The organism is Sinorhizobium kostiense (assembly GCF_017874595.1).
Lineage (GTDB): Bacteria > Pseudomonadota > Alphaproteobacteria > Rhizobiales > Rhizobiaceae > Sinorhizobium > Sinorhizobium kostiense.
In genome coordinates this window covers 264,885-291,530 of the sequence record NZ_JAGILA010000004.1, presented here as the reverse complement: position 1 = coordinate 291,530, position 26,646 = coordinate 264,885, and the positions used below count along the sequence as shown (strand labels likewise).

The window sequence follows — 26,646 nt, the reverse complement described above, 5'->3', positions numbered from 1 at the left end:
GTCAGAACTCTTCCCAATTTTCACCGGACGCCGAAACGGAGTGTGCGGAGGCCGATGTGTTGCCGAATGCGCCCGCCAATTTGCCCATGAGAGCCTTGGCGGGGGATGGAGCTGGACGGGTGGATGCCTGCACGGGCGCCGGCTTGCGCGGCGTCCCCGGCTTTGCGGATGCACCCGCGATTGGCCGGGCGGGGGCTTCCGCTTTCGGCACGCCCGAGTGGACGGCGGGCGGCGCTGAAATGGCCGCGGGAGCGGTCGCCCGCAGCCGGTCTTCCCGGAACTCGCCGTGGCGGAACTGGCCTACGAGGCCGCTTAGCTTCTCGGTATCCTGCGCAAGCGTGTGGCTCGCGGCGTTGGTCTCTTCGACCATCGCGGCGTTCTGCTGCGTCATCTGATCAAGCTGGCTGACTGCCGTGTTGATCTCGTGGAGGCCCGTCGACTGCTCGCGCGCCGCCACGACGATCGAAGCCATGTGCTCGTTGATGCGCGCGACATTGGCACCGATGCGACCGAGCGCGTCACCGGTCGCCTGGACCAGCTTTACACCGGTTCCCACTTCGTTGCCGGAGCGGGTCACCAGCGCCTTGATATCCTTTGCGGCGCCGGCAGCCCGCTGAGCAAGCTCGCGCACCTCCTGGGCGACGACGGCAAAGCCCTTGCCCGCCTCACCGGCCCGCGCCGCTTCGACGCCGGCGTTGAGCGCCAGCAGATTGGTTTGGAAGGCGATCTCGTCGATGACGTTGATGATCTTGCCGATCTCGTTCGAAGCACCCTCTATGCGCGCCATGGCGGCGATCGCCTCGCCGACGATGCGGCCGGATTCCTCCGCATTCACGCGCGTCTCGCCCACCATGTGGCTTGCCTCTTCGGCACGCTCCGTCGCCGTCTTCACCGTGGCAGTGATTTCCTCCAGCGCCGCGGAAGTCTGCTCCAATGACGCCGCCTGTCTCTCCGTCCGCCGCGCCAGGTCGTCGGCGGCGCTGCGCATCTGCCGGCCATTGGCTTCGATCGAGACGGTATTCTCCTTCACCATGGAAAGCGCATGACTGAGCCGCTCGACCGCATTGTTGAAATCGCGGCGAAGCGTATCGAGATCCTCTTCGAAAGGTTCGCGGATGGCGACAGCAAGATTGCCGTCGGCGAGTTGGTTGAGCGCCCGTCCGAGGGCATCGACAGCAATCCGGATGCGGGCAACCGCCTCTTCGCGCTCGGCTCCCCGACGTTCGCGCTCCCGCTCCAGTTGCTCACGGTCGGCGACGGCGGACTGCTCGAGGGATAGCTTCTCGATTGCCGCTGTCCGGAAAACATCGACCGAGCGCGCCATCTCGCCGATTTCATCGCCCCGCTCCAGTGCCGGCACGGCTGTCGTGAGCTCGCCCGACTGGATGCGCTGCATGCTGTCACGCAAGCCGAGAATGCCCCGGCGAAGCACGCCGCCATGGACCCAGATCAATGCGAGCATGCTGCCTATCGCCAGCAAGCCGGCGATCGCCTGCAGTGCGAGCGCGTGCCTCGACGCCGCACGCGCTTCGGCAATTCGCTCAGCCGCGAGGTCTGCGGCAGCTTCGGTCAATTCGGATAGGACTGCATTCATGCGCTCGCCGGCCGCGTCGATCACGTCGTCAATGCGAGCGAAATCGCCCGCGGGCGCGCCCGCTTCCACCATCTGCTTCAGATCGACATCGATGGCCTTGCGTATTTCAGCAAGGTCGGCCGCGAATGTCGAAGGGAGCTGCGGCTTGCCGAGAATGCGTGCCAGCGCTTCCAGTTCGGTCGTGTTCGTGTCGATGAGATCGAACGCCGCCTTTATGCCCTCCACGCGTTCAGGCTGAATCCGGCGCTCTTCGCGGTCGATGATCGTATCCATCGCTATCAGAACGAGTTCGATGCCGGCAAAACGCACTGCCTCTGCCGTTCTCATGCCCTGCTCCGCAACGAGCGCCTTCTCGAGGGCCTCTTCCGAATGGCCGTTCTGGTACCAGCCGACCGCCAGCACGGAGCCGAAACCGAGCAATGCGGCGCCCGCAAGCGTTGCCAGTCGCTTGCTGACCGAGAGGTTGCGCTTCGTGGTTGAGCCTGCGTTCATGGATGGAGAGTCCGTAGAATGGACCTGCCGCCGGGGCATGGTCCGCCGTTTCGGTCGATGCGGAAGGCCGGAGGCGGTCAAACCGGATGACGTCATGTCAGAGGGAAGCGGTGAACTTCTCCGCAGTGACGGAGTTTGGCAAACAGACCTTAATCGTTTGCTAAAACACGGGCCCCAGCCGCCGCGTTGATCACAGGACTGGCGCCCCTTTCCTTGCCGCGCGGCGATGATATGATCGGTCCATGCGCATGGTCACGAAGAAGCAGGTGCCGCCCCTCCTCCTCGCCCTCGGAGCGAGTGTGCTTGCACTTGTCTTCCTCCTCGCATTTCAGGGCTGGATCGCCCACGGAGCCGACATTTTCCTTTCGCTTGCTCAGGCTGGCCTGTCCTGGTGCTTCTGAAGAAAGGGGCGAGACGGGCGCTTCCACGGCAACGGCTGCGGCAATTGTGCCTTTGCGCTCGCTCTGGCGAAGCGCTATCAAGAGGTCACGCTACCGCATGTCTCCTTGGATCGAGCTCGGTTCAAGGACAAAGACTGCAACAATTCAAAGTGCTACAGCGGCCTTTTGCGCGTCTGACCGGACACGGCGGCGCTGTGGGTGACGGCGGGTTCGCTACAAACCGGTGGTAATGATGAAAACCATACGAATCGTGCTTTGGGCGGCCATTCTGGTGATGGTGGCCGTTCTCGGTTGGCTCACATACGACATGACTCAATCGAGCCAGCAGGCTGCGTCCGGCCCTTTCGGCGTGCCCTTCACGCTGGTGGCCCAGGACGGCCAGCCGATTACCGAACAGGCATTCACCGGAAAGCCGACCGCGCTTTTCTTCGGCTTTACCCATTGCCCGGAGGTTTGCCCGACGACGTTGTTCGAGCTCAATGGTTGGCTCGAGAAGGTCGATCCGGAGGGTAATCGGCTCCAGGCCTATTTCGTGACGGTCGATCCCGAGCGCGATACTCCGGAGGTGCTTGGCCAATACGTGTCCAACGTCGCCAAGCGCATCACCGGAATCTCCGGCCCGCCGGAGAAGGTCCTGGAAATGGTCAAGGGCTATCGCGTCTATTACAAGAAGGTGCCGACCGACGAGACGAAGCCGGATGGCGACTACACGATGGACCATACTGCCTCGGTCTTCCTGCTCGACGAAAAGGGCCAATTCAGTGGCACCATTTCCTACGGCGAGAACCCGGACACCGCGGTCAAGAAGCTCGAAAACCTGATAAAGGGCTGAGTTCGGCCATTTCGATCGGCAAGGCGCCGGTCGCACTTTGCCTTCGTACCTTTTCGTGTTAGCCGCAAGCGCTGTCACAGCGAAGGAAAGAGCCTTGAGCGAGATACGCCTTTTCGTCACCACCACCGAGGAGCGGGCTGCAGCCGTTCTCGACGTCATGAGCAGGGTTTTCGGCGAGGAAGACTTTGCGATCGCAACCATGGAGATCGACGAAAAGCGCGATATCTGGGAAGCCTCGGTCTACATGTTGGCAGAGGAAGAAGCAGACATCAGAGCAAGGCTCGAGGAAGCGCTTCAGGCGGATTTCACCGATCTGGCGATCGGCCGCGAAGTCCTGCCGCAGATCGATTGGATCGCCAAGTCGCTCGAAGGTCTTGCCCCTGTTCGCGCGGGCAGCTTCGTCGTGCATGGCTCCCATGATCGCGACAAGGTGAAAACCGGTGAGATCGCCATTGAAATCGACGCAGGCCAAGCCTTCGGCACCGGTCATCATGGGACGACTGCGGGCTGCTTGGAGATGCTCGCCTCGGTCGCACGCACGCGCGCCATCCGCAGCGTCCTCGATCTCGGCACCGGAAGCGGCGTATTGGCGATCGCAGCCAGAAAGCTCCTGCACGTGCCCGTGCTGGCGACCGACATCGACCCGATCGCCACCCGCGTCGCCACCGAGAATGCGCGCCGCAACGGTGTCGTCAGCGGCCTCACCTTCGCAACCGCACCCGGCTTCCACTCGACAGCCTTCAGCGCGGGCGGCCCCTTCGATCTCATCGTCGCCAATATCCTGGCGCGGCCGCTGATGAAGATGGCGCCCGAGCTCGTGGCCAATCTCGCGCCCGGCGGCTCGGTCATCCTCTCCGGAATCCTCGCGGAACAGCGCTGGAAAGTGCTGGCCGCCTATAACGGCCAACGCCTCAAGCACGAGCGCACGATCTGGCGAAACGGCTGGGTGACGATCCACCTGGCGAAATAGGCGCCGTCACCTGCCCCTCATCCGCCTGCCGTCCTCCGCAGCAAGTGCGGACGGTGGACGGGCACCCTCTCCGGACGCTGGGAGAGGTTAGGGTGAGGGGCATCAACCCAAGCAAATTATTATTGCCCAATCATGCTGCAGGAAATCGAGCAGCCGAGAGATAGATAAGAGAAGACGAAAAGGCCGCCCAGTCATAATGACGGGCGGCCTCTTCGAAAGAAAGGCGATGCCGAAGCATCGCCCGTTGGCCGACCGAAGCCGGCCATGCCCGCGAGCTTGAGGAGGAGGAGCGCTCGAGCGGGCTCTACCGTTCCGAAATTGGCCACCCTTGAGGGAGGAGGAGAACAGGTGACCAACTATTCCCGGAACTGCAGCCTTGTGAACCCGGGAGGTTCGCCCGTGTTCGTTGGCTGCGTTTATACCCTATAAATTCCATAGGGAAAGATGTTTTCCCGCATGAGAGCCATGCATCTGACGCATAAGTATGACAAATCGATACCAGTCAAAAAACCGGTCGACCATTCGAGCCGGGTGCAGCAGGATATCGCCTCTTTCCCCTCGGGTAGGCTTTCCGCTACCATTGCCACCTCACTTGCGGTCTTCGCGAAACTTTACCGGACGTCTCCATGTTTCAATCCTTCGAAGTCACTTCCACGCCCCAGTTCGGCAGGGAGCGCATCACAGCCCTGCGCGCCGCTTTCGAGCCGCTTGGGATAGACGGTTTTCTCGTGCCGCGCGCCGATGAATACCAGGGGGAGTACGTACCAGCCTGCTCCGAGAGGCTCTCCTGGCTGACGGGCTTCACCGGCTCGGCCGGCGTCGCCCTCATCACGCCGCGTGAGGCGATCGTCTTCGTCGACGGACGCTACGTGACGCAGCTCAAGGAGCAGGTCGATGGGAGCGTCTTCACGGGCGGCGATCTGGTCGGCGAGCCGCCGCATGTCTGGTTGGAGGGGCATGCGCCGAAGGGCTTCCGTCTCGGCATCGACCCTTGGCTCCACACCGCGGCCGAGGTTCGCCGCCTGGAGAAGGCGCTTGCGGCAATCGGCGGTGCGCTCGTCTTCCTCGACCACAATCCGCTCGACCGGCTCTGGCATGACCGGCCCTCGGCCCCGCTCGGCCGGGTCGAGATCCAGCCGCTCGAACATGCCGGTGAGTTGGCGAAGGACAAGGTTGCAAAGATTGCCGCGACCGTCGAGAAGACGAAAACAGCGGCTGTCGTGCTGACCGACCCCTCTTCCGTCGCCTGGGCCTTCAATATCCGCGGCAGCGACGTCCCTCATGTGCCGCACCCCCTGGCACGCGCCATCATCCATGCGAACGGCCGCGCCGAGATTTTCCTCGACAAGCGCAAGACGGGTATCGAGCAGGAGGCCTATCTCACGCAGCTATCCGACATTCTGCCGCCGGCAAGCTTCGAGGATAGGCTCGCGGCCCTCGCCGCGACCGGCGCAGCGATCATGATCGATCCGGACCTCTCCCCCGTCGCGATCGGCGAACTGATTCGGGTCAAGGGAGGAACGGCCATCGAGGCAACCGATCCCGCCCGCCTGCCGCGCGCCTGCAAGAACGCGGCGGAAATCGCCGGATCCGTGAGTGCACACCTGCAGGACGCTGCCGCCATGGTCGAATTCCTCGCCTGGCTCGACAAGGCGGAGCCCGGTTCCGTCACGGAAATCGGCGCAGCCAAGCGGCTCGAGGCCGTTCGCACCGCGGTCGGCGAACGCATGCAGAACCCCTTGAAGGACATTTCCTTCGATACGATCGCCGGCGCCGGGGAGCATGCGGCGATCATGCATTATCGGGTAACCACGGCCACAGACCGGCCGATTGAAGCCGGAACCATGTTCCTGATCGATTCCGGCGCACAATATATCAACGGCACCACCGACATCACCCGGACGGTGGCGATCGGTTCCGTACCGGAAGAGCAGAAGCGTTTCTTCACGCTGGTGCTCAAGGGAATGATCGCGATCAGCACGGCGCGGTTCCCCAAGGGCACGCGCGGCGTCGATCTCGATCCGCTTGCCCGCATCGCGCTGTGGAAGGCCGGAGCCGATTACGCCCACGGCACCGGACACGGCGTCGGCTCCTATCTCTCGGTGCATGAAGGGCCCCAGCGGATCGCTCGCCTCGCAATCCAGGAACTGCTGCCGGGCATGATCCTCTCCAACGAGCCCGGCTACTATCGTCCCGGCGCGTTCGGCATCCGCATCGAAAATCTCGTTGTCGTCACGGAAGCGGCCGAAATCGAGGGCGGCGACCAACCGATGCGCGGCTTCGACACGCTGACCTATTGCCCAATCGATCGTCGGCTGGTGCTGCCCGCACTGCTGACGGATGAAGAGCTTGCATGGCTCAACGATTATCAGGCCGAGACGCGCGAGAAACTGATGCCACTTCTCGCCGACGACGCGACACGGGAGTGGCTGATGGCCGCCACGGAAGCAATCCACCGTTGAGTAACAGCGCCGCGCGTCTTATCAGACGCGCAAAGGACGCTGTAAATCTTTGAATATACGTGCTTTCCGAAAATCGGTTCCGATTTTCGGGCCGATGCGCTAGGCGCAACACGGACGAAGGGAGGGAGGCCCGGCGGCGTGGGTGGGGCTACAGGGGCAACCGGGCCTCCGTTGGGAGGTTCGATGTCTCTACCAACATGACCGTCATATTTCACGCAAGGTCCCCGCGAAACCCGGGAATTCTACGGGTTTCGTACGATTCTTTACGTGAAATCGCGATCGACGGTCCGAAAATGCTTCGAAGAGCGAAAAGCCGGCAGGCCGGCTTCCGGGATCAGATTCCGAGCAACTGCTTCGCCTCACCGAGCGCTGCCTCCGATCCGGCATGATCCCCGGCATCGTGCAATTCTTCGCCCCGCTTGCGCAACTCCTTGACTTTGTTCATGTCAGCCTCGGAAAGTGAGGCCGTCTGCAGGGCCGCGTCAATCTGCGCCATTTGACTTGGGCAGGAGTTCGCAACGGCTGGCATGGGCGCAAGCGCGAGCAGAAGGGCAATCGAGAACCTGGTCATCATGGTCGTTTCCTCCACGCCGGCGAGCTGTCGTGCTCTCCGGCAACAGAGCATGATAGCCCGCAGGCTGTCCGTCGCCAAATGTCGGTTGCGTGAAGGAGCGCGGAACGTGACTACAGGAACGCGTAGCGGATCGCCATCACCACGACCCAGCCGGCAAGCAGCATCCTGAGCGTCGAGAACCGAAGCCCGACCGCAAAGGCAAGCACCATTGCGGCCGCGACATCGAGCCCGCCATAGACGAAGGCGGGGGCAACGAGCGTCGTCAGCACTGCCGCCGGAACGGCATTCAACGCCGCTTCAAGGCGTGGTGGAATATGCTTCAACTGCGTGATCAGCACATAGCCGCCGACGCGGGTCGCGAAAGTAGCGACCGCCGCGGCGAGAATGATGTAGATCAGGTCAAGGTGCTGGCTTGCGTCCATGGCTCAGTTCCCCTGCTCCACCGGCTCGCCTTCTGTCTCTGCCCGCTCGCTCGGAAAGCAGGCGGCGAGCACGACGCCGGCGAGTGCGCCGATGCTGACATGCCATGGAGAACCGACAAAATGTATCGCGGCGACGGATGCGACCGCGCTGGTCGCCACGACCGGCAGGAAACGGTCCCGCTTACGGAAGCCGAGCACCAGCCCGAGGAAGTAGATCGGCAGGAGCACGTCGAGCCCGATCGCTTGCGGATCGCCGACCATCTGCCCGAAGACCGCCCCGATCGCCGTGGTGACAAGCCAGAGGAAATAGATGATCAGCGCGAAGCCCAGATACCAGGAAAAAGTCACCGGAAGGCCGCGCTCCGCCCGCCTTTCGCTCTCGGCATATTGCGGATCGATCAGCAGGAAAAAGGCGAAGAACTTCTGAAGGGGCGTGTAGTGCCGGATGTGCCTGGCGATCGAAGCCGAATAGAGCACGTGTCGGAAGTTGACGGCGAAGATCGAAAGCACGATCAGCCACGGCTGGACGTTGTTGCCGAAAAGCTCGATGCCGACCATCTGGCTCGCGCCGGCATAGACCGTGGCGCTCATGAACACCGCATCCGCGATGGAAAAGCCGTTATCGACCGCCAGCGCTCCGAACAAGGCGCCAAAGGGCGATGCCGCCACAATGACCGGGAAGCCCTGGCGCAAGCCCTCGCGGAAATCGCCGTTGTTCATGAGTATCCTCCCCGTCGGGCCCGATGCCTGCTTCGTCGGGACAGATAGGGGTTGCCGTCGGCCACGACAATTCAATTGCGCTGATACAAAGATCGATTCTGCTGATGGCTGCACCAAAGCGGCGCGCGTCTTGTCAGACGCGCAAGCTCGGGTCAGACCTGGTCAGACCCGAGAAGGGGGCAGGATTGCGATCGCGCCGCTCAGCGCTTCACCTGGAACGTATGCTCGATGCCTGGGAAAGTGCGCGCCCTCACCTCTTTCGCATAATCCTCCGCCGCCTTGGAGATTGTCGGGGCGAGCTCGGCGAAGTGCTTGACGAAACGCGGCTTGAAATCGTTGAAGAGCCCGAGCATGTCGTCGGAGACGAGGATCTGGCCGTCGCAGGCGGGCGACGCGCCGATGCCGATCGTCGGGGCGCGCAAGGTTGCTGTGATCTCGCGAGCGACCGGCTCCACCGTGCCCTCGATGACGATCGCGAAGGCGCCGGCGTCATCGATCGCCTTGGCGTCACGGCGAATCTTCGCCACTTCCTTGTCGTTGCGCCCGACCGACCGGTAACCGCCGGTCGTATTGACGAGCTGCGGCATCAGCCCGACATGGCCGAGCACCGGAATGCCGCGGCTGACGAGGAAATCGACGGTCTCCGCCATCTCCGCCCCGCCCTCGAGCTTGACCGCGCTGCAGCCGGTTTCCTTCAGCACGCGCGCCGCGCTGCGGAAGGCCTGCTCCTTCGATTCCTGATAGGAGCCGAAGGGCAGATCGACGACGACGCAGGCGCGCTCTGCGCCACGCATCACCGCCTGCCCATGGGCGATCATCATGTCGAGCGTCACCCCGACCGTGGTGTCGAGGCCATAGAGCACCATACCGAGCGAGTCGCCGACGAGCAGGAAATCGACGTGCGGATCGAGGAGCCGCGCGATCGGCGTCGTGTAGGCCGTGAGGCTAACGATCGGGCGCTCACCCTTCAGGGCTTCGATATTGGCGGGACTGAGCCGCCGTTTCGTGGTCTGGACGCTCATTGTCAGGCAACCTTTGCTAAACGGGCGGTTTTCGGAGCGATCACGCGATTGTCGAGCAGCTTCGTCGTGCCGAAGCGGACGAAGAGGAGAAGGAGAACCGGTTTGTCTGCGATAGTACCGATCGGCTCGAGCGTCTCCGGGTCGCGCAGCGCCACCACCTCAGGGCGCGCGAGCGGCTCGCTCGAGAGGAATTCGGTGACGCCTTTCTCCACTGCCGCCGGGTCGGTCAGGCCGCTCGCGATCAACCGCTCGGCTTCTTCGAGCGCCTTCGGCACGATTGCCGCCGCGCGGCGCTCCTCGGCGGTGAGATAGACATTGCGCGAAGAACAGGCGAGACCGTCGGCCTCGCGCACGGTTGGCACGCCGACGACCGCCACCGGCTGCGCCAGGTCTTCCACCATGCGGCGGATGATCTGCAACTGCTGGAAGTCCTTCTCGCCGAAATAGGCGCGGTCGGGCTGGACGATATTGAAAAGCTTGGTGACGACGGTCGCAACACCGGCGAAGTGCCCCGGCCTCACCGCCCCTTCGAGCTCGGAGCCGAGCTTCGGCAGGTCGACGACGGTCTCCATCGGCCGCGGATACATGTCGGAAACGCCGGGCGCAAAAAGGAAATCGACACCGCTCTCCTCAAGCATTCCCTCGTCGCGTGCAAGATCGCGCGGATATTTGGCAAGATCCTCGCTCGGGCCGAACTGCAGCGGATTGACGAAGATGCTGGCAACGACCACGTCGTTTTCGCTGCGGGCGAGGCGCATGAGCTCCATGTGACCGACGTGGAGATAGCCCATGGTCGGAACCAGCCCGATCGATCTGCCGGCCCGGCGATGTTCGGCCAGCGCAGCCCGCAGCTCGCTGATGGTGCTGACGGTTTTCATCTCGGACCCTCCAATCCGCCGGGGCTGGAAAGACGCAGCCCCGCCTCGCTGATATGGCCAGTAGCCGGCCCCGCGAAAAGGCAATTGCACAAATTTTGGCTGCCATGCTCTATCTTGTGCGGCGCAAAAACACAAATGGAATTGCCGGAAAGCCCCCGAGCCTTGTCCGGCAGCTTTGGACGTCCGAGGGCTTGAAAGCCATTGCCTCCGCGCCAGATAAATTCTCGCCGCCTGTCGGCACGCGGCGCCTGCTTTCGTCCTTGGCCAGTCTCACAATCACGAGGAAAAACTCATGCGCATGATCTTCGTCAATCTGCCGGTCAAGGACCTGAAGGCCTCCCGCGCCTTCTTTTCCGCTCTCGGCTTCACCTTCAATGAGCAGTTCTCCGATGACACCGCCGCCTGCACGGTCATCGACGAAAACATCTTCGTCATGCTTCTGACCGAGCCGAAGTTCCGCAATTTCATCACCGGCGAGATCAGCGACACCGCCAGGGGCACCGAGGTGATCACCGCCCTTTCCGCTTCGAGCCGCCAGGAGTGCGACGACATGCTCGAAAAGGCGCTTGCGGCGGGCGGCAAGCCCTGGAAGCCGGCGATCGACTACGGCTTCATGTACGGCATCAGCTTCCAGGATCCCGACGGCCATGTCTGGGAATTCATGTGGATGGACATGTCGGCTGAACAGGCGGGTGAGTAGCAGCGGCCGAGCCCACAAGGGGAGATCGGCAAGCGGCACGAACGGTGCCCCTCGGAAGGCTCTGCATTTGCCAAGCCTCACTATCGTTCGATCAAACCATCACGAGTCGATCTCCCCCCTTTTGTGGGGGAGATGGCCGGTCCACCCTCCGCAGTTGCTGCGGAGGACGGGCAGGCCAGAGCGGGTAGCGCGTCCGCCCAAGGCTGATGCCCTGTGCCGACAGGAACTACCCGTCGATCAGCGTCAGCCACTCGTCCTCGTCCATCGTCTTGATGCCGAGCTCTCGCGCCTTGTCGAGCTTCGAGCCGGCACCCGGGCCGGCGACGACGATATCGGTCTTCTTCGAAACCGAACCCGCGACCTTGGCGCCTAGGCTTTCGGCCCTGGCCTTCGCCTCGTCGCGCGTCATCTTTTCGAGCGAGCCGGTGAACACCACTGTCTTGCCGGCAACGGGACTGTCCGTGGAGACCGGGATTTCGGCGCTTTCCGGCGTCACCTCTTCAAGGAGGCGCGAGACGACCTCGAGATTGCGCGGCTCCTTGTAGAACTCGACGATGGCCCGCGCGACGATTTCTCCGATGCCGTCGATTCTGTTGAGCTCGTGCCAGGCGTCCCCCGAGAAACTGCCGGCCCCGACCATAGCCGACCCGAAACGCTCGTAGCTGCCATAGGAGCGCGCCAAGAGCTTCGCCGTCGTCTCTCCGACATGGCGGATGCCGAGCGCATAGATGAAGCGGTGGAGCGCGATCGAGCGGCGGGCATCGATTGCGTCATAAAGCTTGCGCACGCTGACCTTGCCGAAGCCCTCGATGTTCTCGAGCTTGGTCAGCGAGGCTTCCTGCCGGCGCTCCAGCGTGAAGATTTCGGGCGCGGTACGGATCCGCAGGTTCTCGTCGTCGCTTTCGAAGAAGAACTCGATCTGCTTCGCGCCAAGCCCCTCTATGTCGAAGGCGTTGCGCGAGACGAAATGCTTCAGGTGCTCGACCGCCTGTGCGCGGCAGACGAAACCGCCCGTGCAGCGGCGTACCGCGTCGACCTTGCCGGTCTTCTCGTTGATGTCGCGCACCGCATGGCTGCCGCAGACCGGACAAGTCGTCGGGAACCTGTAGGTCTCCGCCGCCTCTGGCCGTTCGTCCATGACGACATCGACGATCTGCGGGATGACGTCCCCTGCCCGCTGCACGACGACCATGTCGCCGATGCGGATATCGCGACCTTCCCGGACCGGTTCGCCATTGTTGCCGACGCCGCGGATATAGTCCTCATTGTGCAGGGTCGCATTGGTGACGACGACGCCTCCGACGGTGATCGGCTCCAGCCGCGCCACCGGCGTCAGCGCGCCGGTGCGGCCAACCTGGATGTCGATGCCCTTCAACCGCGTGAAGGCCTGTTCGGCCGGGAACTTGTGCGCCGTTGCCCAGCGTGGGCTGCGCGAGCGATAGCCGAGCCGGGTCTGCAGGTCGAGCCGGTCGACCTTGTAGACGACGCCGTCGATATCGTAGTCGAGATCCGGGCGCTCGCGCTCGATATGATGGTAGTGCTCGAGCAGCTCGTCAGCCGAAAACAAGCGGCGCATCAGCGGATTGACGGGGAAGCCCCAGGCCTTGAATGCTTCGACCATGCCGAACTGGGTGTCCGCCGGCATTTCCGACATCTCGCCCCAGCCATAGGCGAAGAATCGGAGCTTGCGGCTCGCCGTGACTTTGGCGTCGAGCTGCCTCAGCGAGCCCGAGGCCGTGTTGCGTGGATTGACGTAGAGCGGCTTGCCCTGCGCGGCCATTTCGGCGTTGAGCGCGGCAAAATCCGACTTCGCCATATAGACCTCGCCTCTGATTTCCACGACATCCGGCGCATCGGCGGCAAGCGTCTGCGGGATCATGCGGATCGTGCGGATATTGGCGGTGACGTTCTCCCCCGTGGTCCCGTCGCCGCGCGTTGCCGCCGTCACGAGCCGGCGGTTCTCGTAGCGGAGCGACATCGATAGGCCATCGATCTTTGGCTCGGCGGTAAAGGCGATCGAGTGGTCGGGGAGCAGCCCCAGAGAGCGGTAGACGCTCGCCACGAAGTCGCGAGCGTCCTCGTCGGAAAAGGTGTTGTCGAGCGAGAGCATCGGCCGCGCATGGACGACCGGCTGGAATGTAAGCGACGGCGCCGCTCCGACCCTTTGCGACGGACTGTCTTCGCGCAAGAGCGCCGGAAAGTGCGCCTCGATGAGATCATTCCGCCGCTTCAGCGCGTCGTAGTCCGCGTCCGAAATCTCCGGCGTATCCTTGCCGTGATAGAGCATGTCATGGCGGGCGATCTCTGCCGCGAGATACGCGAGTTCCTCCGCCGCTTCCCTTTCGCTTAATTCATCGACAGGTTTCTGAATGCTCGACATGCGCCACGACTCCGAAATGGGAGTCGTCTTATAGCAAAGATCAACGACGGGAAGAGCAGTTCCCTCGCGTTTTCAACCTGTTTGCGCTGGAAGGATCAGCCGTTGCCCGCCAGCAACCTCGCCGCAGCCGCCCGCGCCTCCTCGGTGATCGAGGCGCCGGCCAACATGCGGGCGATCTCCTCGGTGCGCGCCTCGTCGTCCATGCGGGCGACGCGCGTGGCGATCATTTCCGCTTTTTGCGCCGACGGGCCCTTGGAGATCAGGAGGTGCGTCGCCGCGCGCGCGGCGACTTGCGGGGCATGGGTCACGGAAAGCACCTGGACGGTCCTGGAAAGCCGCTTCAGCCGCTGTCCGATTGCGTCCGCCACCGCACCGCCGACGCCGGTGTCGATCTCGTCGAAGACGAGCGTCGGCGCCGAACCGCGATCGGCAAGCGCCACCTTGAGCGCCAGCAGGAAGCGCGAAAGCTCGCCGCCCGAGGCGACCTTCATGATCGGTCCCGGCCGCGTCCCCGGATTGGTCTGGACGTGGAATTCGACGACATCGATACCGTCAGCGCTCGGCGAAGCCGGATCGCTCGCCACATCGACCATGAAGCGCGCACGCTCGAGCTTGAGCGCCGGCAGTTCCTCCATGACCGCAGCCGACAGCGCTTGTGCCGTATTGTGGCGCTTTTCCGAAAGCCCGCGAGCCGCCGCGTCGAATGCGGTTTTCGCCTCCAGCACATGGGCTTCCAGGTGCTTTAGCTTCTCCTCGCCGGCATCGAGATCGGCAAGGTCGGCGATCATGCGCACGGCGAGTGCCGGCAGCTCGGTGACGGGCACCGAGTATTTGCGGCTGGCGGCGCGTAACGCGAAAAGCCGTTCCTCTACGCGTTCCAGTTCCTTCGGGTCGAATTCGGTGTTGCGCAGCGCTCGCTCAACTGCCATCTGCGCATCGGATAGCTGGTTGAGCGCGCCGTCCAGGAGCTCCACGGTTTCCTCGAGCAGCCCCGGAGCTTCATGGCTCTTGCGCTCGAGCCGCCGGACCAGCGAGGCAATCAGCGGCACCGGCGACGCATTGCCGTTCAGGAAATCGGAGGCCTCGCTGATGTCGCCGGCGATGCGCTCGACCTTCATCATCCGCGCCCGCGCTTCCGCCAGCTCGTCCTCTTCACCGTCGCGCGGCGAAAGCGCTTCGAGCTCCTCGACCGAGGAGCGCAGGTAATCCGCCTCGCGCGCCGCCGCCTCGACCTTTTCACGGTGCTTCTTCAGGCTGCGCTCGGCATCCTTCCAGGCTCGATAGAAGCCCGCAACCTCGTCGGCCGCCTCGCTCGTGCCGCCGAAGGCGTCGAGCAGCGTGCGATGCGCATCGATGTCGACGAGCGCCCGATCGTCGTGCTGGCCGTGGATTTCGACGAGCAGCTGGCCGGCCTGCCGCATGAGTTGCACGCTGACCGGTTGGTCGTTGATGAAGGCCTTGGTGCGGCCGTCCGCAGATTGCACGCGGCGAAAGATGAGGTCGCCATCGTCGTCAATGCCGTTTTCACGTAAGAGCAGTCGCGCAGCGTGGCCTGCCGGCACGTCGAACACGGCCGTCACCTGGCCCTTGCCCTCGCCGTGGCGCACGAGCGAGCCATCGCCGCGGCCACCGAGCGCCAAGGAGAGGCTGTCGAGAAGAATGGATTTGCCCGCGCCGGTTTCGCCGGTCAGCACGGAGAGACCGGCGTCGAAATTGAGATCAAGCCGTTCGATCAGGACGATATCGCGGATCGAGAGCTGCGCGAGCATCCGGTTTCAGGTCTTCCTAGTTGTTCCAGCAGAAATGTGTAGCGGTCTTGCGGTCGCAATTGCGTAAAAACAAAGGGGGGCGCCGAGGCTATCAGGCACCGATGAGCTTCTTGCCGGCGCGCGCGATCCAGGACGTGCCGCTTTCGCGCGGTTCAAGACCGCCCGACTGAAGCAGCTTGTAGGAACCGGCATACCACTTGCTGTCGGGGTAGTTATGTCCGAGAACTGCCGCCGCTGTCTGGGCCTCCGTCGTCACGCCCATGGCGTAATAGGCCTCGACCAGGCGCGCCAAAGCCTCTTCCACCTGGTTGGTATTGGAATATTGCTCGACCACGACGCGGAAGCGCGAAATAGCGGCGAGATATTCCTTGCGCTCCAGATAATAACGGCCGACCTGCATTTCCTTGCCGGCCAGCTGGTCGCGGGCAAAACGGATCTTCGCCTGCGCATCGTCGACATATTCGGAATCGGGGTAGTTGTCGACGACCGCCTGCATCGCCTCGATCGCTCTCGTGGCCGGCTTCTGATCCTGCGTCACCGCCGGGATCTGCTTCGTATAGGCGAGACCCTGGATATATTGCGCATAGGCCGCATCTTCCGACTGCGGGTAGAGGTTCAGATAGCGGTTGGTGGAGTTGATCGCCTCCTGGTATTGGCCGTTGCGGTAGGAAACGAACGCATTCATCACCAGCGCCTTGCGCGCGTATTCGGAGAACGGATGCTGCCGGTCGATCGCCTCGAACTTGCGCGCCGCTTCCGTGGTCTTGCCGGCATTGAGGTTGGCGAGACCCTGATTGTAAAGCACATCCGGCGGATCCGTTTCGGCGGTGAGCTTGGTGATATCGATATCCTTGTCGTTCTGGCAGGCGGTGATCAGGCTGCTGCCGGCGACCGTCGCAAGAACGACGGCGACCATGCGCACGGTTTTTCTCATCTCAACAGAAACTGCAAGAACCATCGGATATTCCCGTTTCACCTACGGCCCCGCACGCTTACCAGACGCGCAAAGATCGCTGTAGCACTTCAACTTGCTGCATGATTCCTTAATTCTTTCGCGAATTAGGGAATCATGCAGTCGCGGTCGGCAACCGCCAGACTTGCGCGTTTTAGAGCAAGTTGCCTCAGGACCGCAACGTCATGATCGGCAATTCATGCAAATTTGTGGCGTTCCACAGTGCGCCCTCGTCTTTTCAGACGCAGACGGCGGCTGCTGATGCAATCTGCTCCTCCATCTCCTCACCGGAAGGGATCAAGAAAAAGCCGGCCTTTCGGCCGGCGACTGGAGAAGCAAGTAAGCTGAGTTCGTCACGCCGACCAGGGCGCAAAACCGGTCGCGGCAACCGCGACCATGTCCCGCGAACGGGTACGCTGACGCTGCGTCGCCGTTTCCACGACTTCATAGGCCGTTGGATCGCTGAGCAACGCCTTCAACGCATTGGCGTTCATCTTGTGGCCGCCGCGATAGGAGCGGTAGCAGCCGAGGAACGGCGCACCCGCGAGCGAGAGGTCGCCCACCGCATCGAGGGTTTTGTGGCGAACGAACTCGTCCGGATAGCGGAGACCTTCGACATTGATGACCGTGTTGTCGTCCGAGATGACGACGGAGTTTTCCAGCGACGAGCCAAGCGCGAAACCGCCCGCCCAAAGACGCTCGACATCGCGCATGAAGCCGAAGGTGCGCGCGCGGGACAGTTCGCGCTTGAATACGTCCGGCGTGATGTCGCCCTTCCAGGCCTGCCGGCCGATCAGCGGGCAATCGAAATCGATCTCCACCTCGAAGCGCATACCGTCATAAGGCGTGAACTCCGACCAGGAGGCGCCAGACTCGACGCGAACGGGCTTCAGGATGCGGATGTACCGGCGCTTCTCCACAAGCGCCCGGATCCCGGCCTGCTCGATGGCTTCGATGATGGGCTCGGAACTGCCGTCCATGATCGGCATTTCCGCGCCGTGGACCTCTATCAGTAGGTTGTCGAGGCCGAGCGCATAGATCGCCGCCATGACATGTTCGATGGTCGCGATGGACGTTGCCGGCGAGAAGCCGAGAACGGTACAAAGATCCGTGTTGCCAACCTGCGACGAGACGGCCCTGTGTTCGCTGACGTGCTCCCCCGCGAGAACACGCTGAAAGACGATGCCGGCATCGGCCTCCGCCGGATGGAAGGTGATCTCCACCTCGGCGCCGGAGTGCACTCCAATCCCCTTGAGCGTTACCGGGCTTGCAATCGTCGTCTGGAACCCGAGCAGTTCAATTCCCATTCTCGTCGTCACTTTCGATCAACGGCCAAACGGCCAAATTCTTGTGGGGATGCAGCGATATCCAGCACGACCTGCCGCTATCACGCCCCGGAAACCTCTAACCAACAGCGCCCGATCGAATCGCATGCGCTCCCTTTGCGAGGGTGAAAATAAAGTTTCGGAGGCACCATTCCAAATCACTGTTCGTTTCGCTTTGTTACGCAATACAAATGCGCACAACACAATCGGTAATTCCTTGAAAAACAAGGCGCAACTGAAAATGCCCGGGCTAGAGCCCGGGCATCGGCAAGGGAAGGAACGTCGTTCTAATCAGTTCGATTGACGACGCAGGAACGCCGGGATCTCGAGCTGATCATCGTCGTGCGAGCGCATCTGCGGCGTGACGCGACCATGGTCGTCAAGCTGGCCGCGGCGCGGCGCGTACACACTCGCCTCCGGCGAGAGCGGCCGGCGCTGCTGCGAGGCGGCACTCGGTGCGGAAGCCGTCATGTCAGCCGACACGCTTTGGTTGGCGTCCCTTTCGCGCAGGCCAAGCGAGCTGGTGATCCGATTGAGGAGACCCATCGGCCCGCGTTCTTCCTGCATCGGAGCCGGCTGGGCACGATGTTCCAGCTCGGCTTTTACGACCGGCGGGAAATCCTCGACCTTGGGCATGCGAACCGGCTCGGCATGCTGGCGCATGACGGGCGCCGGTTCCTGACGCATCGGATGCGGCGCCGCCTGGGCCTGCACCGGTGCTTCTGCCGGCCGCTGTGCCGGAACTGCCTGACGCGCTACGGGTGCGGCTTCCACCGGAGCGGTCCCGGCAAAGAGCTTGCTTTGCGGACGAAACTCCTCCTGCGGCTGCTGGACAGGTGCTGCGATCTCGGCGCGGGTGGCGATGTCGAGCTCCCGCTCCATTTCCGCCTCGCGGATCGCAAGCGCCACCTGGTCGACCGACCGGACCGGCTGCGGCGCGGCCTGCTGCATCGGCTGCGGCTGCGGTGCAGGCTGCTGGGGCACGACCGGCTGCGGCTGCGCCGCAACCGCGGCGGACGGGCGAACGACCGGCTTCGGTGCTACCGGACGAAAGTCGGCCGAGCGACCGGAAACCTCCGCCACGCCACGGTCGATACCGGTGGCGACGACCGATACGCGGATCAAGCCTTCGAGTTCCTCGTCGAAGGTCGCGCCGAGAATGATGTTGGCGTCCGGATCCACTTCCTCGCGGATGCGCGTCGCGGCTTCATCGACCTCGAAGAGCGTGAGGTCGCGGCCGCCGGTGATGGAAATGAGCAGGCCTTGTGCACCCTTCATCGAGGTCTCGTCGAGCAGCGGGTTGGCGATCGCTGCTTCCGCGGCGGCCATGGCGCGGCCTTCGCCCGAAGCCTCGCCGGTGCCCATCATGGCGCGGCCCATCTCACGCATGACCGAGCGGACGTCGGCAAAGTCGAGGTTGATCAGGCCTTCCTTGACCATGAGGTCGGTGATGCAGGCGACGCCCGAATAGAGGACCTGGTCGGCCATGGCGAAGGCGTCCGCAAAGGTCGTCTTGTCGTTGGCGATGCGGAAGAGGTTCTGGTTCGGGATGACGATCAGCGTATCCACCGACTTCTGGAGGTCGGCAATGCCCTGGTCGGCGATGCGCATGCGGCGCCCGCCTTCGAAATGGAACGGCTTGGTGACCACACCGACGGTCAGGATGCCTTTGTTGCGGGCGGCCTGGGCAACGATCGGGGCGGCACCTGTGCCGGTGCCGCCGCCCATGCCGGCGGTGACGAAGCACATATGCGTGCCGTTCAGGTGATCGATGATCTCGTCGATGCACTCTTCGGCGGCTGCCCGGCCGACTTCCGGCTGCGAGCCTGCGCCAAGGCCTTCGGTGACGGCGACACCCATCTGGATGATCCGTTCTGCCTTGGTCATCGTCAGCGCCTGCGCATCCGTGTTGGCGACGACGAAGTCGACGCCCTGGAGGCCCGCGGTGATCATGTTGTTGACGGCATTGCCGCCGCCGCCGCCGACGCCGAAGACCGTGATGCGGGGCTTCAGCTCGGTAATGTCCGGCTTCTGCAAGTTGATGGCCATTTTACCGTTCCTTCTCTTTCCCTGGCCGCCTTGCCGAGCCGGCCAAATCCTTCAAAACTCAAACTCTTGCTCCGCCCGGCGCCCTGCCGCTGGCGAAGCCTCAAAAGCTTTCTTTCAGCCATTGCCCCATGCGGGCGATGCGACTGTTGCCGCCGCCGAAGGCCGAGAGCATGCCGCCGTGGCTGGCATGAGTCTCGAGATCTGCGACCTGCGGATAGATCATCAGCCCGACGGCCGTGGAAAAGGCCGGGCCCTTGGCGGCAGCCGGCAGGCCCGAAACCCCGAGCGGCCGCCCGATGCGGACATTGCGCGCCAGGATTCGCCGCGCCGCTTCCGGCAGGCCGGTCAACTGGCTGGCGCCGCCCGTCAGCACGATCCGCTTGCCCACCACCGGACTGAAGCCGGAGCGCTGGATACGATCGCGGATAAGCTCCAGCGTCTCTTCGATCCGGGCGCGAACGATCCGCGAAACGAGCGCACGCGGTACGTGGGTCGGCTGGTCGCGATCGTCTTCGCCGATTGGCGGAACGGAGACCATGTCACGTTCGTCGGCGCTGTTGGCGAGCGCCGAGCCGTGCACGACCTTGAGCCGCTCCGCGTCCTCGATACGCGTCGAAAGACCGCGCGCGAGATCGGTGGTCACGTGATGTCCGCCGAGGCTGACAGCGTCCGCATGGACCAGCTTGCCGTCGGCAAAGACCGAGATCGTAGTCGTGCCGCCGCCCATGTCGATCGCCGCGCAGCCGAGTTCGACCTCGTCGTCGACGAGCGCCGCAAGACCGCTTGCATAGGGCGTCGCGACCATGCCTTCGACCGAAAGATGCGCACGGTTGACGCAAAGCTCGAGGTTCTTGAGCGCCGAACGCTCCGCCGTCAGTACGTGCATGTCGACCCCCAGCACGTCGCCGAACATCGCCAGCGGATCGCGAATGCCGCGCTCGCCGTCGAGCGAGAATCCGGTCGGCAGCGAGTGGAGGATCGCCCGATCCGCACGCTGCGACTGCTGGCCGGCGGCTGCGAGCACCTTCCTGAGATCGCTCGCATCGACCTCCTGGCCACCAAGGTCGATCGTTGCCGTATAGACGTCGCTCTGCAGGCGGCCGGCGGAAACGTTGACGATCATGCTGTCGATCGTGAGACCAGCCATGCGCTCGGCAGCGTCCACTGCAAGCCGCACGACGCTTTCGGCCGCATCAAGATCGGCGATCACGCCGTTCTTCACGCCGCGCGACTTTTGATGGCCGATGCCGATGATCTCGATGTTGTGGGTGCGACCGGGAAGAATCTGGCTCTCGGCCCGTGGCGTCAGCCGGCCGATCATGCAGACGACCTTGGTCGAGCCGATGTCGAGCACGGAGACGACGTGGGCGCGCTTCGAAGGAAGCGGCCTCAGACGCGGAAGGCCGAAACTCGAGGAACCGAACAGGCTCATATCCGCCTCTCCTTCTCCTGCGCCTTCAGCATCTTCTCCCTCGCCTTCAGTGCGACCTCCCGGCGCGCGACCGCCTCCGGGGTCAACTGGACGGTCGTACGATCCTCAAGCCTCAGATCGACGGCGGCGATGTCGCGCTCGAGCAGTTGATGCCCCTCTTCCATTTCGGCCAAAACCTTCATCGCCCGCGCAACGTCCTTCTCGGGCAACTTGACGACGATGCCGTTATCGAGACGCAGGTCCCAGCGCCGGCCCGCCACGCGCACGAAAGCCCTCACGCGCGAGCGGAATTCCGGCCAGCGAGAGAACTCATCGTAGAAGGCCGCGGCCGCCGTCTCGGCATCGCGGCCGACAAAGAGCGGCAACGCGGCGAACTTGTTGTCGCGCAAGGGCGCGATGACGCTACCGCTGCGCTCGATGAGCGACAGGTCCGATCCGTGCTGCCAGATACCGAAGGCCTGGCGTTCGGTGAGGTTCACCTCGATCGTGCCTGGATAGACCTTGCGCACGGTGACGTTTTCGACCCACGGCATTTGGCCGATCAGCCTGCGCGCCTCGGCAATGTCGAGCGCCACCAGCGAGGTCGTACCGTCCAGACCGAGCTGCTGGAGAATATCTATCTCGGACGTCTGCTCGTTGCCGGAGACGCGCACGTCCTCGATTGCAAAGCCGGCCGCCGTCGTCGATGCCTGCGCGAAATCCTGCGTGTGGCCGCCGAGTGACATGCCATAGAGACCGGTCGCCAGCAGGAAGGCGGCCGCGGAGAATGTGCCGGTATGAGCCGGCAAGCGAACGCGACCGGTGCCGAGACCCACCAGGAAGCGCACACTCTTGCGCAGCGGACGCGGCAATACGAATGCCTCGTCCGCCTCGGCCGGAGCGCCGAGCGGGCGACGAACCCTTCTGCCCCTTCTGCCCCTCAGCGCAAGCACGATGCGTCCTCCACCATCCACTTAAGAAACTCACCAAACCGAAGGCCCGCATGCTGCGCCATTTCCGGCACCAGAGAAGTCGGGGTCATCCCCGGCTGGGTGTTGATTTCCAGCCAGATCACCTCGCCCTCGCCGTCGCCGCGATCATCGAAACGGAAGTCGGAGCGGCTGACGCCGCGGCAGCCGATTGCCTGATGCGCCTTCAATGCGAGTGTTTGTATTTTTTGGTAAATATTTGGTGAAATCTCAGCCGGAATGACGTGTCTTGAGCCGCCTTTTACGTATTTGGAGTCATAGTCGTAGAAGGCATGGCCCTGGGGAATGATTTCAGTCACTCCGAGCGCCACGTCGCCCATCACGCCGCAGGTCAGCTCGCGGCCGGAGACATAGCGCTCGACCATGATCCGGTCGCCATAGCGCCACTCGCTCGAGGTAACCACCTGCGGCGGATGCGACTGATCTTCCTTGACGATCACGACGCCGAAACTCGAGCCTTCGCGCACCGGCTTCACCACATAGGGCGGCTTCATCGGATGCTCGCTGCCGAAGTCGTGGCGATCCATGACCAGCGCTTCGGCGACCGGAATGCCGGCAGCCTCGGCGACGTGCTTGGCCAGGGCCTTGTCCATCGCCAGCGCCGAGGCAAGCACGCCAGAATGGGTGTAGGGGATCTCCAGATATTCCAGGATGCCCTGGATCGTTCCGTCCTCACCGAAGGGGCCATGGAGGGCATTAAAAGCGACATCCGGGCGTAATTCCGCCAGCACCGCAGCGACATCGCGCCCGACATCGACTCGCGTGATGCGATAGCCCTCGGCCTCCAGGGCATCCGCGCAAGCCGCCCCGGATGACAGGCTCACCGGCCTCTCCGAGGAAAACCCGCCCATCAGGACAGCAACATGCTTGCCGCTCATTCAAACCCCCAAACAATACGCCACTATCGCGAAGCTTGCTTGCGTCTGGCTGAATCAGCCCCGAGTCGCGAGATCGCCGCGTAGGGCCACTACAACGACATTATGGTTAATGAACCGTTTACTTTGGTTAACTCTTGTTGCGGTGCCAGCCGGCTCCCGCGCGTGCAGAATCAACCGATAACAGCCGTCAAGGCTGAATCGGCGCTTTCTAAGGCAGGGGCGAGAAATGTGCCGCGAGGCGGTTCCGCGGGCGTCGGCACACGCAGAAGGCCGCGAGCGTCATCGCGGCTTTTCGGACGAGTAGCTCGGATCAGGCCGTAGCGCGGCCGAGGAATTCCTTGATCTCGTGGCCCGGCATGAAGTTGCCGACTCGTTTGATCTCCCATTCGAGCTTCACGCCGGAATGCTCCATCACGCGGGCACGCACCGTCTCGCCGAGATATTCGAGCTCGTAGCCGCTCGCCTGGCCGGTGTTGATCATGAAGTTGCAATGCAGCGGCGACATCTGGGCGCTGCCGATCATCATGCCGCGGCAGCCGGCCTCGTCGATCAGCTTCCAGGCGGAATGGCCTTCCGGATTCTTGAAGGTGGAACCGCCGGTCTTTTCGCGGATCGGCTGCACCGTCTCACGATGCTGGCGCACTGCGTCCATGTCGCTGCGGATCTTCGCCTTGTCCTCCGGATAGCCCTCGAAGATTGCATGCGTGAAGATCAGGTCCCCGGCCGCATCCGAATGGCGATAGGAGTAGCCCATGTCGGCATTGCTGAGCACATGTTTCTTGCCCTGCCGGTCGACGGCGTGAACTTCGACGACGCGGTCGGTCGTCTCGCCGCCATTGGCGCCCGCATTCATGCGCAGCGCGCCGCCGATCGATCCCGGAATGCCGTAAAAGAAGTGAAAGCCGCCAATGCCGTGGTCGAGCGCCATGGCCGCGATGTTCTTGTCGGGGCAGATTGCGCCGGCCTTGATGCGGTTCTCGCCGACGAGTTCGAGGTCACCGAAGCCTTTGGCCGACAGCCGGATCACGATGCCGGAAATGCCGCCGTCGCGCACGAGCAGGTTGGAGCCGACACCGACAACCATGACGGGCACGCCCTTCGGAACGAGCTTCAGGAACGCGATGAGATCGTCCGTGTCATGCGGCTGGAACATGAGCTCGGCAAGCCCGCCCGCGCGAAACCAGGTCACGCGGTCCATCGGCGCGTCAGGCGTGATGCGGCCGCGAATTGCGTCGACGCCGCTTCCGAGCGCCTCCAGGATCTTTTGACCGTTAACCTGCTTCATGCTCAATTCCTGAAATTTCCGCGAGCTCCCTGGGCAGGGCCGCGGCCCAATTGGTAATGCTGCCAGCCCCCAAGAGAACCACAAAGTCGCCCGGCTGCGCAATCTTGGAGACGATCGGCGCCAGCGTTTCCTGTGCGGAGAGATAGCGCGCGTCACGGTGACCGGCTGCCTTGATGCTGCCGACGAGCGCTTCGGAGTTGACGCCCTCGATCGCTTCCTCGCCCGCCGCATAGACCGGCGCGATCAGGACCGTGTCGGCATCATTGAAGCAGGAGGAGAAATCCTCGAACAGGCTCGACAGGCGCGAGTAGCGGTGCGGCTGGTGAACGGCGATGATGCGACCGCGGCAAGCCTCGCGCGCCGCCCGGAGCACCGCTTTGATTTCAACGGGGTGATGACCATAGTCGTCGAAGATGCGCGCCCCGTTCCATTCGCCCGTCAGCGTGAAGCGGCGCTTGACGCCGCTGAAGGCGGCGAGCCCACGAGCGATGGCCTCCGGCTTGATGCCGAGGCGCTGCGCGACGGCGACCGCCGCCGTGGCGTTCGAGACGTTGTGCCGGCCCGGCATCGGCAGCCGCAGGTCCTTGAGTTCGATCACCTGGCCGGTGCGGCGGCGGCGAATCACCACGTCGAAGACGGACGTGGCGCCGTCCATGCGGATATTGTGATAGCGCACGTCGGCTTGCGGATTCTCGCCATAGGTGATGATCTTGCGGTCCTCGATCTTGCCGACCATCCCCTGCACCTCCGGGTGGTCGAGGCAGAGCACGCCGAACCCGTAGAAGGGCACGTTCTCGACGAACTGCCGGAAGGCCGCGCGCACCGCATCGAAATTGCCGTAGTGATCGAGATGTTCCGGGTCGATATTGGTGACGATAGCAATATCGGCGGGAAGCTTCAGGAACGTGCCGTCGGATTCGTCCGCTTCCACGACCATCCACTCGCCCGCGCCCATGCGTGCATTGGTGCCATAGGCGTTGATGATGCCGCCGTTGATCACGGTCGGGTCAAGGCCACCGGCATCGAGCAGCGCCGCGACCATCGAGGTCGTCGTCGTCTTGCCGTGCGTGCCGCCGATGGCGATCGCGTTGCGGAAGCGCATCAGTTCCGCAAGCATCTCCGCACGCCGCACCACCGGCAGGGACTTCTCGCGCGCGGCGATGAGCTCCGGATTGTCCTTCCTGATCGCGGTCGAAACGACGACCACCTCGGCATCGCCGAGGTTTTCCGCCCTGTGGCCAACCGAGATCTGGATGCCCTTCTCGCGCAGCCGTTGGACATTGGCGTTGTCGGCCTGATCCGAGCCCTGGACGCGATGGCCGAGATTGTGCAGGACCTCGGCTATGCCGCTCATGCCGATGCCGCCGATACCGATGAAATGTACGAGCCCGATCGTCGTCGGCATTTTCATGAGCGTGTTTCCTTGAATTTCGCGACTGTCGAGCCGCTGGCAATAGCCTCTACCAGGGATGCAAGCAAGCGCGCCGCCTGCGGCTGGCCGGCCTCGCGCGCATTCGCCGCCATTTGGGCAAGCGTCTCCGGGTGGTTGATGGCGTCCGTAAGAATGCTCGCGAGCCTTTCGGCGCTGAGTTCCGACTGCGCGATCACGCGCGCCCCGCCTTTGGCCGCGAGAGCCGCCGCATTCGCCGCCTGGTCGTGGTCGAGCGCATAGGGATAGGGCACGAGGATTGCCGGACGGCCGATCACCGAAAGCTCCGAAACGGTGGAGGCGCCGGAGCGGCAGAGGACGAGATGCGCCGAAGCGATCCGCGCTGCCATGTCGGTGAAGAAGGGCGAGACCTCGGCGGCTACTCCAAGTCGTCCGTAGGCGGCAATGACCTCATCCTTGTCTTCCAGGCGCGCCTGCTGCGTGACTTTCAGCCTGCGACGTTCTTCGTCGTCGAGCCGGCTGATCGCCTGTGGCACAGCCCTCGAGAAATATTGCGCCCCCTGGCTGCCGCCGAAGACGACCAGATGGAATGGCTGATCGCCAGGGGCGGAATAGGCTGCCTCGGCCGCCTCGAGCACCGCCGGGCGGACCGGATTCCCGGTCGTGACCGTCTTTGCGGCAAAGGCACCGGCGCCTTCCGGCAGGAAGCCGCCGGCAATGGCTCTTACCCTGGAGGCAAGCAGCCTGTTCGCGCGGCCCATGACGGCATTCTGCTCATGGATGATCGATGGAACGCCCATCTGCGTCGCGGCAAGCAGCGGCGGCACGGTCGGATAACCACCGAAACCAACGATCGCCTTAGGCTTCAACCGGGTGATCAGACGCCGCGCCGCCCTCAGACCCGTCCAGAGTTTCAAGATCGACCGTGCCAGCTTGATCGGGTTTTTCGATCCGATCGTCGCCGAAGGCACGACATGAATCTCCTCGGCCGGGAACTTGCCGGCATAGCGCTCGGCGCGATCGTCGGTCACCAGGTGTACGGAATAGCCGGACGCCTTCAGTTCATGCGCCAAGGCTTCCGCCGGAAAGAGGTGCCCGCCGGTTCCGCCGGCGGCAAGTAGGACGATGCCCCTGTCGGTACTCTTGTTCAT

General features: G+C 63.4%; 22 protein-coding genes. 5 read left to right on the top strand and 17 right to left on the bottom strand.

Annotation, left to right across the window (positions count from 1 at the left end):
- Position 1 precedes the first annotated feature (1 nt).
- Positions 2-2,086, bottom strand: a complete 2,085-nt coding sequence (locus J2Z31_RS16665) for a methyl-accepting chemotaxis protein (RefSeq protein ID WP_209602687.1) — start codon at positions 2,084-2,086, stop codon at positions 2-4.
- A 242-nt stretch (positions 2,087-2,328) separates the two neighbouring features.
- Between J2Z31_RS16665 and J2Z31_RS16660 the strand changes: the two genes are divergently transcribed.
- The 4 genes from J2Z31_RS16660 to J2Z31_RS16645 all read left to right on the top strand — a co-directional run bounded on the left by J2Z31_RS16660 (position 2,329) and on the right by J2Z31_RS16645 (position 6,751).
- The gene (locus J2Z31_RS16660) at positions 2,329-2,487 is read left to right on the top strand and encodes a hypothetical protein (RefSeq protein ID WP_209602686.1); all 159 of its coding nucleotides are present in this window, start codon (positions 2,329-2,331) and stop codon (positions 2,485-2,487) included.
- 232 nt (positions 2,488-2,719) lie between these two features.
- A complete protein-coding gene (locus J2Z31_RS16655; protein ID WP_209602685.1) occupies positions 2,720-3,319 on the top strand; it encodes an SCO family protein in 600 nt (199 codons plus the stop codon).
- 94 nt (positions 3,320-3,413) lie between these two features.
- On the top strand, positions 3,414-4,289 hold the full coding sequence (locus J2Z31_RS16650) for a 50S ribosomal protein L11 methyltransferase (RefSeq protein ID WP_209602684.1): 876 nt from the start codon (positions 3,414-3,416) through the stop codon (positions 4,287-4,289).
- 626 nt (positions 4,290-4,915) lie between these two features.
- Positions 4,916-6,751 carry an aminopeptidase P family protein gene (locus J2Z31_RS16645; RefSeq protein WP_209602683.1) on the top strand — a complete coding sequence of 612 codons (1,836 nt, stop codon included), beginning with the start codon at positions 4,916-4,918 and terminating at the stop codon, positions 6,749-6,751.
- Positions 6,752-7,085: 334 nt separating this feature from the next.
- Here the strand turns inward: J2Z31_RS16645 and J2Z31_RS16640 are convergent, their stop codons facing one another.
- The 5 genes from J2Z31_RS16640 to panC all read right to left on the bottom strand — a co-directional run bounded on the left by J2Z31_RS16640 (position 7,086) and on the right by panC (position 10,367).
- Positions 7,086-7,325, bottom strand: a complete 240-nt coding sequence (locus J2Z31_RS16640; RefSeq protein ID WP_209602682.1) for a hypothetical protein — start codon at positions 7,323-7,325, stop codon at positions 7,086-7,088.
- A 110-nt stretch (positions 7,326-7,435) separates the two neighbouring features.
- Positions 7,436-7,747 carry an AzlD family protein gene (locus J2Z31_RS16635; protein ID WP_209602681.1) on the bottom strand — a complete coding sequence of 104 codons (312 nt, stop codon included), beginning with the start codon at positions 7,745-7,747 and terminating at the stop codon, positions 7,436-7,438.
- A 3-nt stretch (positions 7,748-7,750) separates the two neighbouring features.
- A complete protein-coding gene (locus J2Z31_RS16630; RefSeq protein WP_209602680.1) occupies positions 7,751-8,467 on the bottom strand; it encodes an AzlC family ABC transporter permease in 717 nt (238 codons plus the stop codon).
- A gap of 200 nt (positions 8,468-8,667) precedes the next feature.
- On the bottom strand, positions 8,668-9,489 hold the full coding sequence (gene panB / locus J2Z31_RS16625) for a 3-methyl-2-oxobutanoate hydroxymethyltransferase (RefSeq protein WP_209602679.1): 822 nt from the start codon (positions 9,487-9,489) through the stop codon (positions 8,668-8,670).
- 2 nt (positions 9,490-9,491) lie between these two features.
- Entirely contained in the window at positions 9,492-10,367 is an 876-nt protein-coding gene (panC, locus tag J2Z31_RS16620; protein ID WP_209602678.1) for a pantoate--beta-alanine ligase, read from the bottom strand.
- Positions 10,368-10,659: 292 nt separating this feature from the next.
- On the opposite strand from panC, the gene J2Z31_RS16615 reads away from it, so the two are divergent.
- The gene (locus tag J2Z31_RS16615) at positions 10,660-11,067 is read left to right on the top strand and encodes a VOC family protein (protein ID WP_209602677.1); all 408 of its coding nucleotides are present in this window, start codon (positions 10,660-10,662) and stop codon (positions 11,065-11,067) included.
- A gap of 226 nt (positions 11,068-11,293) precedes the next feature.
- On the opposite strand, the gene ligA is transcribed toward J2Z31_RS16615, so the two are convergent.
- The 11 genes from ligA to murG all read right to left on the bottom strand — a co-directional run bounded on the left by ligA (position 11,294) and on the right by murG (position 26,646).
- Positions 11,294-13,447, bottom strand: coding sequence for an NAD-dependent DNA ligase LigA (gene ligA, locus J2Z31_RS16610; RefSeq protein WP_209602676.1), 2,154 nt, complete (start codon positions 13,445-13,447; stop codon positions 11,294-11,296).
- Positions 13,448-13,542: 95 nt separating this feature from the next.
- Positions 13,543-15,216, bottom strand: a complete 1,674-nt coding sequence (recN, locus tag J2Z31_RS16605) for a DNA repair protein RecN (protein WP_209602675.1) — start codon at positions 15,214-15,216, stop codon at positions 13,543-13,545.
- A 91-nt stretch (positions 15,217-15,307) separates the two neighbouring features.
- The gene (locus tag J2Z31_RS16600) at positions 15,308-16,174 is read right to left on the bottom strand and encodes an outer membrane protein assembly factor BamD (protein ID WP_209602674.1); all 867 of its coding nucleotides are present in this window, start codon (positions 16,172-16,174) and stop codon (positions 15,308-15,310) included.
- A 347-nt stretch (positions 16,175-16,521) separates the two neighbouring features.
- Positions 16,522-17,475 carry a UDP-3-O-acyl-N-acetylglucosamine deacetylase gene (gene lpxC / locus J2Z31_RS16595; RefSeq protein WP_209602673.1) on the bottom strand — a complete coding sequence of 318 codons (954 nt, stop codon included), beginning with the start codon at positions 17,473-17,475 and terminating at the stop codon, positions 16,522-16,524.
- A gap of 309 nt (positions 17,476-17,784) precedes the next feature.
- Positions 17,785-19,542, bottom strand: a complete 1,758-nt coding sequence (gene ftsZ / locus J2Z31_RS16590) for a cell division protein FtsZ (RefSeq protein ID WP_209602672.1) — start codon at positions 19,540-19,542, stop codon at positions 17,785-17,787.
- A 100-nt stretch (positions 19,543-19,642) separates the two neighbouring features.
- Entirely contained in the window at positions 19,643-20,974 is a 1,332-nt protein-coding gene (gene ftsA / locus J2Z31_RS16585; protein WP_209602671.1) for a cell division protein FtsA, read from the bottom strand.
- A complete protein-coding gene (gene ftsQ, locus J2Z31_RS16580; RefSeq protein WP_209602670.1) occupies positions 20,971-21,906 on the bottom strand; it encodes a cell division protein FtsQ in 936 nt (311 codons plus the stop codon). The genes ftsA and ftsQ overlap by 4 nt, the downstream gene beginning before the upstream one ends.
- On the bottom strand, positions 21,894-22,820 hold the full coding sequence (locus tag J2Z31_RS16575; RefSeq protein WP_209602669.1) for a D-alanine--D-alanine ligase: 927 nt from the start codon (positions 22,818-22,820) through the stop codon (positions 21,894-21,896). The genes ftsQ and J2Z31_RS16575 overlap by 13 nt, the downstream gene beginning before the upstream one ends.
- Positions 22,821-23,130: 310 nt before the next feature.
- Positions 23,131-24,105, bottom strand: coding sequence for a UDP-N-acetylmuramate dehydrogenase (gene murB / locus J2Z31_RS16570; protein WP_209602668.1), 975 nt, complete (start codon positions 24,103-24,105; stop codon positions 23,131-23,133).
- Entirely contained in the window at positions 24,092-25,516 is a 1,425-nt protein-coding gene (gene murC, locus J2Z31_RS16565) for a UDP-N-acetylmuramate--L-alanine ligase (RefSeq protein ID WP_209602667.1), read from the bottom strand. The genes murB and murC overlap by 14 nt, the downstream gene beginning before the upstream one ends.
- Positions 25,513-26,646 carry an undecaprenyldiphospho-muramoylpentapeptide beta-N-acetylglucosaminyltransferase gene (gene murG, locus J2Z31_RS16560; RefSeq protein ID WP_209602666.1) on the bottom strand — a complete coding sequence of 378 codons (1,134 nt, stop codon included), beginning with the start codon at positions 26,644-26,646 and terminating at the stop codon, positions 25,513-25,515. Before murG ends, murC begins: the two co-directional genes overlap by 4 nt.